Source organism: Mariprofundus sp. KV (assembly GCF_013387475.1).
Lineage (GTDB): Bacteria > Pseudomonadota > Zetaproteobacteria > Mariprofundales > Mariprofundaceae > Mariprofundus.
Genome location: NZ_VWNB01000005.1, coordinates 1 through 12,614, shown reverse-complemented (window position 1 = coordinate 12,614; position 12,614 = coordinate 1). Strand labels below are relative to the sequence as shown.

At 53.8% G+C, this 12,614-nt stretch carries 13 protein-coding genes; 6 read left to right on the top strand and 7 right to left on the bottom strand.

The genetic code is table 11. From position 1 onward, the window contains the following. Positions 1-19 precede the first annotated feature (19 nt). Genes rpsR through rpsF form a run of 3 tightly spaced genes read right to left on the bottom strand, consistent with a single transcriptional unit; the run spans position 20 to position 1,223 of the window. A complete protein-coding gene (rpsR, locus tag F3F93_RS12730; RefSeq protein ID WP_176958079.1) occupies positions 20-400 on the bottom strand; it encodes a 30S ribosomal protein S18 in 381 nt (126 codons plus the stop codon). 21 nt (positions 401-421) lie between these two features. After that, entirely contained in the window at positions 422-721 is a 300-nt protein-coding gene (locus F3F93_RS05020; RefSeq protein WP_241696991.1) for a hypothetical protein, read from the bottom strand. A 37-nt stretch (positions 722-758) separates the two neighbouring features. After that, entirely contained in the window at positions 759-1,223 is a 465-nt protein-coding gene (rpsF, locus tag F3F93_RS05015; RefSeq protein ID WP_176958077.1) for a 30S ribosomal protein S6, read from the bottom strand. 265 nt (positions 1,224-1,488) lie between these two features. Here rpsF and F3F93_RS05010 point away from each other — a divergent pair, with 265 nt between their 5' ends. The 4 genes from F3F93_RS05010 to F3F93_RS04995 all read left to right on the top strand — a co-directional run bounded on the left by F3F93_RS05010 (position 1,489) and on the right by F3F93_RS04995 (position 7,442). Beyond that, the gene (locus F3F93_RS05010) at positions 1,489-2,595 is read left to right on the top strand and encodes an efflux RND transporter periplasmic adaptor subunit (protein ID WP_176958076.1); all 1,107 of its coding nucleotides are present in this window, start codon (positions 1,489-1,491) and stop codon (positions 2,593-2,595) included. A 29-nt stretch (positions 2,596-2,624) separates the two neighbouring features. Then, entirely contained in the window at positions 2,625-5,735 is a 3,111-nt protein-coding gene (locus F3F93_RS05005; protein ID WP_176958075.1) for an efflux RND transporter permease subunit, read from the top strand. After that, positions 5,732-7,141 (top strand): efflux transporter outer membrane subunit, encoded by a 1,410-nt coding sequence (locus tag F3F93_RS05000; protein ID WP_176958074.1) that lies wholly within the window; start codon positions 5,732-5,734, stop codon positions 7,139-7,141. The genes F3F93_RS05005 and F3F93_RS05000 overlap by 4 nt, the downstream gene beginning before the upstream one ends. A 61-nt stretch (positions 7,142-7,202) precedes the next feature. Beyond that, complete coding sequence (locus F3F93_RS04995) at positions 7,203-7,442, top strand: GlsB/YeaQ/YmgE family stress response membrane protein (protein ID WP_176958073.1); 240 nt, start codon at positions 7,203-7,205, stop codon at positions 7,440-7,442. Here F3F93_RS04995 and F3F93_RS04990 read toward each other — a convergent pair. Then, positions 7,439-8,299 (bottom strand): GFA family protein, encoded by an 861-nt coding sequence (locus F3F93_RS04990; RefSeq protein WP_176958072.1) that lies wholly within the window; start codon positions 8,297-8,299, stop codon positions 7,439-7,441. The two genes, F3F93_RS04995 and F3F93_RS04990, sit on opposite strands and share 4 nt — an antisense overlap. Before the next feature lie 130 nt (positions 8,300-8,429). Between F3F93_RS04990 and F3F93_RS04985 the strand changes: the two genes are divergently transcribed. Continuing rightward, complete coding sequence (locus F3F93_RS04985; RefSeq protein WP_176958071.1) at positions 8,430-10,763, top strand: CBS domain-containing protein; 2,334 nt, start codon at positions 8,430-8,432, stop codon at positions 10,761-10,763. A gap of 3 nt (positions 10,764-10,766) precedes the next feature. Here the strand turns inward: F3F93_RS04985 and F3F93_RS04980 are convergent, their stop codons facing one another. Continuing rightward, positions 10,767-11,012 carry a TfoX/Sxy family DNA transformation protein gene (locus tag F3F93_RS04980; protein ID WP_176958070.1) on the bottom strand — a complete coding sequence of 82 codons (246 nt, stop codon included), beginning with the start codon at positions 11,010-11,012 and terminating at the stop codon, positions 10,767-10,769. Next, the gene (locus F3F93_RS04975; RefSeq protein ID WP_176958069.1) at positions 11,009-12,097 is read right to left on the bottom strand and encodes a DNA alkylation repair protein; all 1,089 of its coding nucleotides are present in this window, start codon (positions 12,095-12,097) and stop codon (positions 11,009-11,011) included. The genes F3F93_RS04980 and F3F93_RS04975 overlap by 4 nt, the downstream gene beginning before the upstream one ends. 46 nt (positions 12,098-12,143) lie before the next feature. Here F3F93_RS04975 and F3F93_RS04970 point away from each other — a divergent pair, with 46 nt between their 5' ends. Further along, entirely contained in the window at positions 12,144-12,479 is a 336-nt protein-coding gene (locus F3F93_RS04970; protein ID WP_176958068.1) for a cupin domain-containing protein, read from the top strand. 11 nt (positions 12,480-12,490) lie between these two features. On the opposite strand, the gene F3F93_RS04965 is transcribed toward F3F93_RS04970, so the two are convergent. Continuing rightward, positions 12,491-12,614: transposase (locus tag F3F93_RS04965; protein ID WP_176958067.1), on the bottom strand; the 124-nt coding region annotated here is incomplete at its 5' end.

The window sequence follows — 12,614 nt, the reverse complement described above, 5'->3', positions numbered from 1 at the left end:
CACCCTACGATCGAGGATATCAATCGTGGTGTAGCGGGGTGAATGCCAGCAGCGCCAGTACACGTGCGCGTTTGACCGCAGTGGTCAGTGAGCGCTGGTGTTTGGCACAGGTGCCAGTCACGCGTGATGGCAGGATCTTGCAACGCTCGGTAATGAAACCGCGCAGCATATCCGGATCTTTATGATCGATGGTCAGGCTTGTATCTGCACAGAACTTGCAGAACTTGCGACGACGCTGGAAACGACCACCATCACCCTGTGGACGACGCGGACGGTCACCCTGTGGACGAGCAGGGCGATCACCCTGTGGACGTGCAGGACGGTCACCCTGTGGACGTGCAGGGCGGTCACCCTGTGGACGTGCTGGTGCAGCAGCAGTTGTTTTTACATCTTCACTCATCTATTACTCCTAAATCTCTTCTCAGGTCTGTTCCGGGTCAGCTGCGGATTGTTTTTTCAATCGGCATGCTTCAACCCAGATCTCCACCTGTCCCCAGCAAGGTTCACCGTCCCTGCTGTAAAATCGTCTGCGTAAACAGCCTTCAACAACAACATGCCTGCCTTCAAGCGCCGAGATTGTGTTGCATATCTCGCCTGTTGCTCGAAGTGGCATCGGTTGCTGATCCTGGACTCCTGCTCGAACCGGGCCCAGTTGCGGGCGTGATGTTACCAGTTCCGCAATCAGTGCCAGAGCCCCATCCGGTGTCCAGCGTTTACGCAAATTGCGTAGCCGGCCCGAAACTCGGGCGCGGTTAAACTCAGGCGCTTGCGTCTGCTCCATCAGCAGGTGCGGCCTCAGCAACTTTCTCTTCAACAGCAGCTTCAGGTGCAGCAGTTGCTTCAGCAGCAGCTGCCGCTTCAGCTTTCTCTTCAGCAGCAACCTCTTCACGCTTGGCAGCAGCCTGAGCGCGACGCAGCAGTGGAGATGGTTTGTCAGAAAGTTCAGTCAGTTTGGTGGTCAGGGAGCGGATAATACGCTCTTCAAGGCTGATCGCATGCTCAAGGGTCTTGATCGCATCGGCACTGCCATCTGTTACCAGCAGCATGTAGTTGCCACGTTTACGGTTGGCAATGGTATATGACAACGGACGTGAACCCCAGTTTTCGCGTTTAACAATGCGGCCACCGACTTTTTCGATTTTTTCGACCAGACCATCGGTCAGTTTCTCGGTGTTTTCCTGAGAGATATCAGGATTAACGATAAAAATAGTTTCGTAATACAAAACGGCGCTCCTCTCGGTGTACAAACGTACGCCCCGGTACGATTAGCGCGCCCGGAGCAAGGTATGTAGTTTGCATGGTTTCCCATACAGTGGCGGCGCATCATAATCAGTCAAATCCCGATTGCAAGCCTGCATTCTCACCGGCTTCTCTCATGCGGCTTCTGTTATGCCGAAATCTGCCGTGCCATATTCTGTTGCTGGTTGAAGTGTAAATATCGTGTAAATCTGCTGTCACAGTTTCCCCCCTGCCGATAGCATGCAGCTTATGTTGTATAACCGCTGCTCTGTAATCTCAGACAAGTTTCCCCCTTATCTCTTTGGGCTGCTGCTCACGCTGCTGCTCACGCTGCTGCTCTGCGCCTGTGATAATCAGCCGTTGCCCGGCAAACAGGCAGAAGAGAGACCTGTTGTAGTATTCAAAGCCCATCCTGTAGCGCTGTTTGACCGTACAGAAGCGCTGGGTACAGCCCGCTCCCGTGAATCGGTGGAGATCAGTGCCAGAATTGCCGGCCGTGTTGAGAAGATTCTCTTTCGTGATGGTCAGCAGGTTAAAGCGGGGCAGGTGATTGTGCGTATGGAGCAGGATGAGGAGCAGGCACAACTGGGCGCTGCTACGGCACAGCTGGCTGAACATCGACGTGAAATCAAACGTCTGGAGACACTGCTGGCGCGCAAGGCCGCTGCCAGACGCGATCTGGATGAGCGCAAAACGCTGGCTACGGTGGCCACCAGCACCATCAAACAGATCACTGCACGAATCGATGAGCTTACGCTGAAAGCGCCCTTTGCCGGAGGTTTGGGGATTCGCCGGATCAGTCCCGGGGCGATGCTGCAGCCGGGAACCGTTATCACGACACTGGATGACGCCACGCTCATTAAACTCGATTTCACCATCCCCTCCACCGAGCTGGAGGGGTTGAGTGTCGGTGCTGCTATTCAGGCCAGTTGTGATGCGCTGCCCGGCGCAACCTTTAGCGGCAGTTTGACCGGTATCGATTCGCGTATCGATCCGGTGACCCGTTCAATACTGTTGCGGGCCGAGATTGATAATCGCGATGGCAGGCTGATACCGGGCATGTTGATGCGCATTGAGCTGCGTAAGCATGAGCGTCAGGGTTTTATGGTGCCGGAAGAGAGTGTGACCCAGAAACAGGACAAACATTTCCTGACGCTGATGAACGCTGAGGGCAAAGCTGAAATCAGGCCGGTTGAGACCGGCCTGCGTCGCCACGGTCAGGTTGAAATCACCGCAGGGCTTGCCGCCGATGAGCTGGTTGTGGTGCGCGGCATGGGTTTTGTTAAACCGGGCCAACCTCTCTCTGTCAGCGAAACCTGGCAGTCACTGCCTCTCCCAACCGCAGCAGGCCGATGAGACATACTGCGTTCCTGAAGGCGTTCTAGATGTGGATATCTGATACCAGTGTGCGTCGGCCTGTGCTGGCGCTGGTGCTCAATCTGCTGCTCATTGTGTTCGGCATTCTCTCCTTCTCCAATCTGCCGCTGCGCGAGTATCCCGATATCGATCCACCCGTCGTTTCCATCACCACCAACTACCGGGGCGCTGCTGCCAATGTGGTGGAGACGCGCATTACCGAAGTGATCGAGGGGCGCATTGCCGGTGTAGAGGGGGTGCGTTCAATCAGCTCCAAGAGTCGCGATGGGCGCTCTGATATATCGGTACGCTTCAGCATCAATCGCGATATCGATGCGGCGGCCAATGATATCCGCGACCGTGTATCCCGTATCATGGATGACCTTCCCGATGGTGCCGACCCACCCGATATCAGTAAATCCGATGCCGATGAGCGGGTGATTATGTGGGTACATCTGACCGGTAAGGATATGACCACGATGCAGGTCACCGATTATGCCAGGCGTTATCTGGAGGATCGTTTTGCCTCACTCGATGGTGTGGCGCGTGTACGTATTGGCGGAGCCAAAGAGCAGGCGATGCGCATCTGGCTGGATCGCGATCGGCTGGCTGCTTTCGCACTCACTGCCGGTGATATCGAGCAGGTGCTGCGCAGTGAAAATGTGGAGTTGCCGGCCGGTACACTGGAGTCTGAAAAACGCGATTTCACCGTGCGTATGCAGCGCAGCTACAGCAGTGCCGATGATTTTCGCGGGCTGGTGCTCAAGAGCGGCAACGATGGATATCTGGTGCGCCTCGGCGATGTGGCACGGATAGAGGTCGGCGTGACCGAAGAGCGCAGTATCCTGCGCGGTAACGGTATCCCGATGGTGGGTGTCGGTATCGTCAAGCAGTCCAAGGCCAACACCCTCTCGGTGGCCCGACTGGCCAGAGAGGAGATGGCGCGTGTCAATGAGGTGCTGCCGCCGCACATGCATATGGAGCAGAGCTACGACTCCAGTGTATTTATTGATAACGCTATTGATGAGGTGTTCAAAACACTGCTGATTGCCGTGCTGCTGGTGGTGGCGGTGATCTATCTCTTCCTTGGCAGTATGCGCGCCATGCTGGTGCCGGCGGTGACCGTGCCGATCTCTCTGATCTCCACCTTTGCCGTGCTCTACGCCTTTGGATATTCGATCAACCTGCTCACCCTGCTGGCGATGGTGCTGGCCATCGGACTGGTGGTGGATGATGCCATTGTGGTGGTGGAGAATATTCACCGGCGTATGGAGATGGGGGAGTCGCGTCTGGTTGCCGCATTTCGTGGTACCCGTCAGGTCGGTTTTGCTGTTATCGCTACGACTGCCGTATTGGCCGCCGTATTTATTCCGATCACCTTCATGGAGGGGGATATCGGACGCCTGTTCAGCGAATTCGCCATCACCATTACAGCGGCGGTGGTCTTCTCCAGTTTCGCCGCCCTGACCATCGCACCGATGATCGCTTCGAAACTGCTGCAGGGGCGCAGCGACAGCAGTGGCCTGAGTCTGCGTCTGGACAAGAGTTTTGCCCGGCTGCGAAGCTTCTATCTCGGTAAACTCAACAGCATGCTTGATCGCCCCTGGCTGGCCCTGCTGGTGATCGGCCTGATGCTGGTGGTTGCTGTGCTATTGCTGCGTCAGATCCCGCAGGAGTATTCACCCAAAGAGGATCGCGGTGTCTTTTATATTATGATCAAGGGGCCTGAAGGTGCCTCCTATGATTATCTGCGTGAACATATGGATGAGATTGAACGACGGTTGATGCCGTTTACCGAAACCGGTGAGATTCAGCGTCTGCTGATGCGCGCACCGGGCAGTTTCGGTGCCACCTCCAACTACAGTGATGCCCGCGGCATTGTCGTGCTCAGCCACTGGGACAGCGGGCGCAAACCGATCTGGTTCTATCTTGATCAGGTCAAACAGCTGACCGCCGATATTCCCGGCGTGCGTGTCTTCAGTATGGTGCGGCAGGCCTTCGGCGGCGGCGAGGTCAAACCGGTGCAGTTTGTACTTGGCGGCCCGACCTATGAGGAGCTGGCCGGCTGGCGCGATATTATCATGGCCAAAGCCTCTGAACATCCCGGCCTTGTCGGACTCGACCACGATTACAATGAGACCAGACCGCAGATCGGCCTCTCAGTGCGCAGAGATCGCGCTGATGCGCTGGGCGTTTCGGTGAGTGAGATCAACCGGACGCTGGAGACGCTGATGGGGGGGCGCCGTGTCACCACCTATATTGATCGCGGCAAGGAGTACGATGTGTTGCTGGAGAGTGAGAAGTCGCTCAAGCAGCAACCCTCCGATATCAGCAATGTCCGGGTGCGCTCCCAGCTCAGTGGCCAGTTGATTCCACTCTCCTCGCTGGTGCAGGTCAGTGAGTTTGCCGACAGCAATACACTCAACCGCTACAACCGCCAGCGTGCCATTACACTGGAGGCCAATCTGGCTGATAATTATTCACTGGGTGAGGCGCTGGCCTATCTCGAAGGGCTGGTGCGCGATAACCTGCCACCGGGCGCAACCATTGATTATAAGGGGCCATCGCTCGACTTTATCGATAGCGAGTCCTCGATCTATCTGGTCTTTGCACTGGCCCTGATGGTTGCCTTCCTTGTGCTGGCCGGTCAGTTCGAAAGTTTCCTGCACCCTCTGACCATTATGCTGACGGTGCCGCTGGCCATTACCGGTGCGCTGGCAGCGCTCTGGGGTTTTGGTATGAGCCTGAATATCTACAGTCAGATCGGGCTGATTATCCTGATCGGCATTGCCGCCAAGAACGGCATCCTGATTGTCGAATTCATCAATCAGCTGCGCGATGAGGGGGTGGAGTACCGCCAGGCGATTATCGAGGCGACCGGCAAACGTCTGCGTCCGATTATCATGACCGCACTGACCACGGCGATGGGAGCAGTGCCGCTGATACTCTCCTCCGGTGCCGGAGCAGAGACGCGACTGGTGATCGGTACGGTGATTCTGGCGGGTGTGCTGGTGACCACCTTTTTCACGCTGTTTATCGTGCCGGTGATGTACCGACTATGGTCGCAGCAGACCGCATCGCCTAAAGCCACAGGCCGCAAGCTGGAAGCGGAGCTTCTTGAGCATGAGGAGAAGATATGAAACCGGCTGCTCTCTGCCTGCTTGCCCTGAGTCTGTCTGCCTGTGCCGTTGGCCCGGATTACAAGCAGCCGGCATTTAAACATGGCGAGCAGTGGCAGGGTGAAGTTGTGGCGAAGGAGGTTTTGCAGGCATCGGATTCAACCCGTATCTGGTGGCAGCAGTTCGATGATCCGCTGCTCTCTGAAGTGATAGAGAAAGCAGCGGCGAACAATCTCGAACTTGCCGTTGCGCTGGCCAATGTTGAGCGGGCAAAAGCGATCAGACAGCAGGCTGCTGCAGGGCTGTTGCCGACACTCGATGCGACAGGTGAAGCGCGTCGCAGTCGCTATAGCAGGCAGACCGGATTTGGCGCTAACACAGGCACGCGCAACAGTTTTGATGCATCTCTTGATGCCAGCTGGGAGATTGATCTGTTCGGAGGTACGCGCAGGGCGATGCAGGCGGCTGATGCCCGGATCGATGCAGTAGAGGCTGCGCGGCAGGGGGTGAGGCTTGCAGTCATTGCCGAAGTGGCAGCCAGCTACTTTGAGTTGCGCGGGTTGCAGCGTCAGCTTGCCCTGAGCAGGCACAATATTGAGCTGCTTGCGGCGGTGGAGGCGATTGCTGCTGCGCAGGCCGAACTGGGTGTCAGCAGTGAGCTGGATCTGCTGCGCGCACGAGGCGAGCGGGAGAGTGTGCAGGCCGGACTGCCCGATCTGGAAGCCCGTATGATGGCGCGCATCTTTCGTATCTCCGTATTGACCGGTCAGGCGCCGGAAGTTTATCTGGCAACGCTTGCGCAAGAAAAACCGATGCCGGTGATCCGTGATCGTGTCCCCGTCGGGCTGCGCTCGGAGCTACTCAAACGACGCCCCGACCTGCTGCAGGCGGAGCGTGAACTGGCGGCGGCAACGGCCAATATCGGCGTTGTTACAGCTGATCTCTATCCCGGTTTTTCACTGACCGGCTCACTCGGTTCCAGCGCGCGCCTGTTCAGTGATCTGTTTACCCCGGCCACATTGACCCGCTCACTGGCCGGATTACTGAACTGGCCGCTGTTTGCCGGTGGCGCCCTGCATGCCGCTGTTGATGTGGCAAACGCCGAAGAGAAGGCGGCACTTGCCCGCTATGAGCAGAGCATTCTGCTGGCGCTGGAAGATACGGAGTCTGCCCTGATCACCTACGCACGCGAGTGGCAGACACTTCAACAGCTGCGCGCTGCCGAGGCCTCCAGAGTAGAGGCTTTTGAAATCTCCAAACTGCGCTATGAGGCCGGTGAGGAGAGTTTTCTGGTCATCCTTGATGCTGAACGCTCACTGATGACAACGCGCAACGATATTATCAGCAGTGAAACACGTCTGCTTACCACGCTCACACTGCTGTATAAATCGCTCGGTGGTGACTGGCAGCTGCCTGCTGCGCAGTGAGTGCATGGCTGAAATAGCAACAGTTGGTTAAGCTCTCATCGATTGGTATCGGGAGGTGACGATGAATTTACTTATTTTTCTACTCATTGGTGCAGTGGCTGGCTGGATTGCCGGTAACCTGATGAAGGGTGGCGGATACGGGCTGATCGGTAATATGGTGATCGGTGTGATCGGTGCCTTTATCGGCAAGTTCGTATTCGGTTTTCTCGGTTTCTCTTTTGCCGGCATGATCGGTACGCTGATGGCTGCAGTGCTGGGTGCCGTGATCCTGATCTTTATTGTCGGATTGATTAAACGCTAACGGTCAAAATGGATCGCTTTTTCACCACCGCTTCTGTTGGAGCTCTGGCACGCTTTCTCTGCCATATGAATTAACAGATCGATATTTTCTCTCAGGTTTGTCTCATTGAGTTGATCCGGAGTCAGTGTAGCAGCACCAATACTGATCGCAGCAGGATGAGCGACAGTTTTAACACTCTTGCGAATGCGTTCAGCCAGGATCACTGCGGCTCTGGCATCGGTGTAGGGGAGCAGTACGGCGAAGCGGCTGTTGCCAAGTGGTTCGATCAGATCAGAGGCTCGAATCGTGCCTTTTATCTCATGGGTGATTTCAGTCGTCAGACTTTGCTGTTCATCCGCATTGACCTCAAGCAGCAGCAAGGAGGTGCTGGCCGCTCTTTTTGATGCCAGATTAAGTGTGATCTTCATGATCGTGCAGAGCTGCTGATATGCAGGCGCTGTCGATGCACTGCGCTGCTGTTCCGGAACGACCCATTCGTGAAACTCAGGGATATCATCATGGATATTGTACCACGGTGCTTTGTAGCGGGTGAAGATGTGCTGGGCAGGCCGGGTGCCGGGATCACCATCAATGGTACCCATACGAAAAATATAGTGGTTCTGATCCTCACGTTTGGCATAAATCTGGGAGCCGCAGTTGGAGCAGAAGTAGCGTTTTTTACCCGGCGATGATTCATAGAACTTGAGCAGCGCTTCACCGGCTGTGAATCTCAGATCAGCAAGTTGCACGGCTGCAACAGAGGAGAAGGCGGCAGCATGAGCCTTCTGGCAACTCGGGCAGTGGCAGTGCGTGATCGGCCCCATCTCACCACTGATCTCATATCTCACCTGCCCACACAGACAGCTTCCCTTGGTCATACGCCGCTCCTTTGAGGGGATAACTATTTACGGATCATATCCCCGAATATAGAGAAAGGCATTAACCTTGCTTGTCAGAGTGCGTGATTGGCCCGTATGCAGGTTGCTGCTACTGCGGGGGAGGTGTTTGATGTCGACAAAGGTGGATCAGCTACTGTCAGGTAAACTGTTTCAGGTAAAACCGGATGAGACGATAGCAAAGGCTATCGGCATCATGCGTAATGAGCGTATCAGTTGCATAGTGGCTGTTGATGATCAGGCCAAAGCTGCAGGGATACTTACCGAGCGAGATGTGATGCGCCTGGTTCATCATAATACCGATTTAACACAACCCATATCAGAGGTGATGAGTTCACCTGTGCTCTCCGCCTCTGCAGATACATCTGTTTTTGATGCCTATGAGATGCTTAAGTGCGGAGATATTCGTCATCTGGTGGTGACCGATTGTGATAAAGTTGCCGGCGTTCTGACGCATTCTGATCTGTTACGTGCTGTGAGCATGATGGATCTTCTGCATAAAAAACGTGCGATGGATGTCATGCTTCCCACTGCCGCTCGGGTTGCGCCTGATGATCTGCTCTTTGATGTTATTGCGATGATGGTTGAAAGAGAAGAGACCTCCGTGGTTGTAACCAGTCAGCGTCAACCGGTTGGAATTATCACTGAGCGTGATATCCCTGCCATTATCGAAAAAACAGGCTGTGCAGATGGCGTCTCAGTGGCTGATGTTATGAGTAGTCCGGTGATCACGGTTGATCTGAATGTGTCGGCATACGAGAGCTCTGAAATGCTGCAACAGCATTCGATTCGTCAGCTGGTGGTAGTGGATCATGATGGTTTTCTTGTTGGCCTTGTCACTCAGACCAGTCTGCTTACTGCCTTTGAGACACGCTACGTGGAACATATGCGTACCCAGTTAAGCCATGCCAAACAGCGTCTGAGTAAAAGTGTTCTGCTAACCAATATTATGAATTCCGAGATTGATTCAGCCATTATTGCACTGGATGAACAGATGGTTGTTGCCATTTCAAATCCTGCGGCAAGCACTCTCTTTTCATACGATGATAAATCCCTGGCAGGATACACGCTGCAAAACCTTCTGGTTCATGGCCATTTTCCCTCTCTGGATCAGGAACGGATTATCTCAGAAGTGAAAAAGAAAGGTCACTACAGGAAAAGTCTGGTTAAGGGCAATGGCGAGAGTACGCTTGATATCGAATTCTCAGCTATTAAAGAAGGTGATGAACAGCTCGGTTATCTGCTGATGGCCAAGGATATGACTGAGCATCTGCAGCTTGAAGAGCAGTTTCGTCAGTCACAGAAGATGGAATCATTGGGGACACTTGTCGGTGGCATCGCCCATGATTTTAATAACATGCTTGCCGGCATGACGGGCAATATCTATCTCGCGCGCTCACTGGTCGGTGATAACCCGACGGTCAATGAGCGACTGGAGGTTGTTGAACAGCTGGGGTTTCGCGCAGCCAAGATGATTCAGCAGCTGCTTACCTTTGCGCGCAAAGACCGGGTGCAGATGAAACTGTTCGGATTAAGCTCTTTCATGCAGGAGATTTTACAACTCAACAGCGTTGTTATTCCTGAAAACATTGAATTTAATTGTGATATCCCGGCTGAAGATCTGGTTATTCTTGGTGATGAGACCCAGTTGCAGCAGGTGATTATGAATCTTCTTAATAATGCGCATGATGCGGTATCGGGTGTGAGAGAGCCAAAGGTGGAGTTACTGCTGAATGAGTATTCGGCTGACAGGGAATTTATAAGCCGCCATCCTCAACTGGATGTGAAACAGTTTGCCCGTCTCTCCATTGTTGATAACGGATGTGGTATCTCCACGCAGGAACAGGCTAAAATCTTCGATCCGTTTTATACCACCAAAGAGGTGGGGAAAGGTACCGGGCTTGGCCTATCGATGGCCTATGGTGCGATCGAGAATCATCACGGCGTCATAGAGGTGGATAGCTGTGAGGGTCAGGGAACCAGTTTCCATATCTATCTGCCACTGGTGAAAGAGGCAGGACGCAGCCAGCAGCTGGAAAAGGCGTTTGAAACAATTAAAGGTCATGGCGAAACGATTCTGCTTGTGGACGATGAAGAGCGTGTGCGTGAGGTTGGTGAGGCGGTGTTAACCAGTTTGAATTATCAGGTGTTGACCGCTACCGACGGGGAGACTGCTGTGCAGCTGTTCCGCGAAAAGTGTGAGACGATTGATCTGGTGATCCTTGATCTGGTTATGCCCAGACTCGGTGGCGGTGAGGCTGCCAGAAGGATGCAGGAGATCAGATCAGATGTGCCTGTGATATTTGCTACTGCATATGATCGTGAGGAGGCGATGGCCAGCACGACGCTACCGGAGAGCTGTACGCTGTTACTTAAACCCTATCAGGTGGGGGAGATGAGCCAGGTGATCAGATCCAAGCTGGAGGGTAGTGGCGACAAGGCTTGATAATCAGATATCAGGGTGATTCTGCTGCAGGGATTTGAGCAGATGATCTTTCCGGTCCGACGGTATGTGACGCCAGTCGATATCGAGAATCGCACCCTCAAGTGCCCGGAGCAGGTTCAGCGTAGCTTGAGGCTGCATCGATTTAATCATGCGATAGGTAGCTACTGAGCCGCAACGCTTCAGATCATCCAGTGTGTGGAGTTCGATTGCTCTTAACCACGTTCTTGAGACTTTGCCGATGTTTCTCATGGCTGTTCAGCCAGCAGTTCAAAGGCTTCTGAGGCCAGCTGTTTGCCATTCACAATCACAGCAAGATCGTGCCTGCCCGGATAATAACGGCGGGTAGTAATCAGTTTGAAGGAGTGGGTTTTAGCGACTGTTTTCGTTGTGTCGGCATAGTCGGCTTCTGACACCTTGAATATTTTTCGGGCCTGCCTGCCGTTGGCCTTCATAAAATCGATCGCATATTCGATGCGCAGTTTGCCCAGCTCTCTGTCAGTCGTCTGCAGTTGAAAGGAGAAAGCCAGCTGTTTGCCGATAGCTACGTTTTGATCGACTTCAAGATTTGCTGCTTTTACATGCTCCGGATCACTGAAGCCGAACCGTTGCAGTACTTGCGAATCTCCCTGTTTAAGCAGGCTGCGGCTGGCATGTTTAAGAATCCAATCGGTTCTACTGTTTTTCCCCAAACGTTTGTGCAGCAGATCGATCAGAACGTCCGGATTATCCTTGGAGATGTCGTTCAGATTATTGGCGACACTGCGGCGCACATATTCGGATTTATCATCCATCAGTTTTTCAATGATGTTGAGTACAGCTCCAGGGTCTCTCTTGAACCCGGGCAGTGCCATCGCCCAGGGCAGGCGTGGTCGACAGCCCTCGGAGGCCAGTCTGCGCACGTGTTCATTCTCCGACTCCGCCCATCGCTCCATTTGCGTCATCATGCGATCTCCATAACGGATGATAAACGGGCGCACAGCCAGCTCCGATGAGGAGTAGGGGGTCATCACTTCAAGGGCTTTGACCGAAGGCTCGTAATCGTCCAGGCCGAACAGTTCCACATAAGCCGGAAAAATCAGATATTCAACGCCGGAGAACGCTGCGCCAGCAAGCTGTAGGATCGCAACGGCCTGCGCATAATCTGATGGCAGCAGGGGCTGCATAGATGTGGCGATGTGATAGATGCGATCCTTGAGCTCACGCTGCTGCCAGTGGGCGTCGAAAACCGATGATTTGAAGGCCATCGCATCAAAGTCAGGGCAGTGTTTGACCAGAGAGGCGGCAACATTGTCGATCAGTACTTCATTGAATAGATTCTTAAACGGTTCAGCCATTGCAGCAGAGTAGTTCAGAGCAGTGGCGGATGAAAGGGGGGGCGTGATGAAAGTGGTGAATCTTGAGATGGTTGCAGTTCAGGCTGTGGCGCATGATCCTGAAATAAAGAAAAGGGTGCTACTGCATGAATCGGAGTTGCCCTGCTCAGTTCGTCTTTCGCAAGCGATACTGGCTCCCGGCCAGCAGGTTTCAGCTCACCATCATGAGCATATCTGTGAGGTTTTTTACCTTCTCTCAGGAGAGGGTGAATTCATCGTTGATGGTGAAAGTGTAAAAGTTGGAGAGGGAAGCACGATCCGCATCGATGCCGGTGAAGTGCATGCCGTGGTCAACAGCTCTGATAAAGATATGAGCCTGCTCTACTTCGGCCTTCCTGCGTAAAAAAAAGAGGTTCATCGCGGAAGTCCGGGAAAAGCTGCTTTGATTTTGAGAAAGAAGTATTCGTTATCACGGTATCCGTATGCCATTCGCTTTATGACTTTGATGCGATTGTTCATCCCCTCCAGCACACTGGTA

Bases quoted from the DNA above. Each gene is read 5' to 3' on its own strand.
- F3F93_RS04995 (WP_176958073.1), top strand. From the start codon at position 7,203: ATGAATTTACTTATTTTTCTACTCATTGGTGCAGTGGCTGGCTGGATT.
- F3F93_RS05010 (WP_176958076.1), top strand. From the start codon at position 1,489: ATGTTGTATAACCGCTGCTCTGTAATCTCAGACAAGTTTCCCCCTTAT.
- F3F93_RS04990 (WP_176958072.1), bottom strand. From the start codon at position 8,299: ATGACCAAGGGAAGCTGTCTGTGTGGGCAGGTGAGATATGAGATCAGT.
- rpsR (WP_176958079.1), bottom strand. From the start codon at position 400: ATGAGTGAAGATGTAAAAACAACTGCTGCTGCACCAGCACGTCCACAG.
- F3F93_RS04970 (WP_176958068.1), top strand. From the start codon at position 12,144: ATGAAAGTGGTGAATCTTGAGATGGTTGCAGTTCAGGCTGTGGCGCAT.
- F3F93_RS04980 (WP_176958070.1), bottom strand. From the start codon at position 11,012: ATGAGAAACATCGGCAAAGTCTCAAGAACGTGGTTAAGAGCAATCGAA.
- F3F93_RS05005 (WP_176958075.1), top strand. From the start codon at position 2,625: ATGTGGATATCTGATACCAGTGTGCGTCGGCCTGTGCTGGCGCTGGTG.
- F3F93_RS05000 (WP_176958074.1), top strand. From the start codon at position 5,732: ATGAAACCGGCTGCTCTCTGCCTGCTTGCCCTGAGTCTGTCTGCCTGT.
- F3F93_RS04975 (WP_176958069.1), bottom strand. From the start codon at position 12,097: ATGGCTGAACCGTTTAAGAATCTATTCAATGAAGTACTGATCGACAAT.
- F3F93_RS04985 (WP_176958071.1), top strand. From the start codon at position 8,430: ATGTCGACAAAGGTGGATCAGCTACTGTCAGGTAAACTGTTTCAGGTA.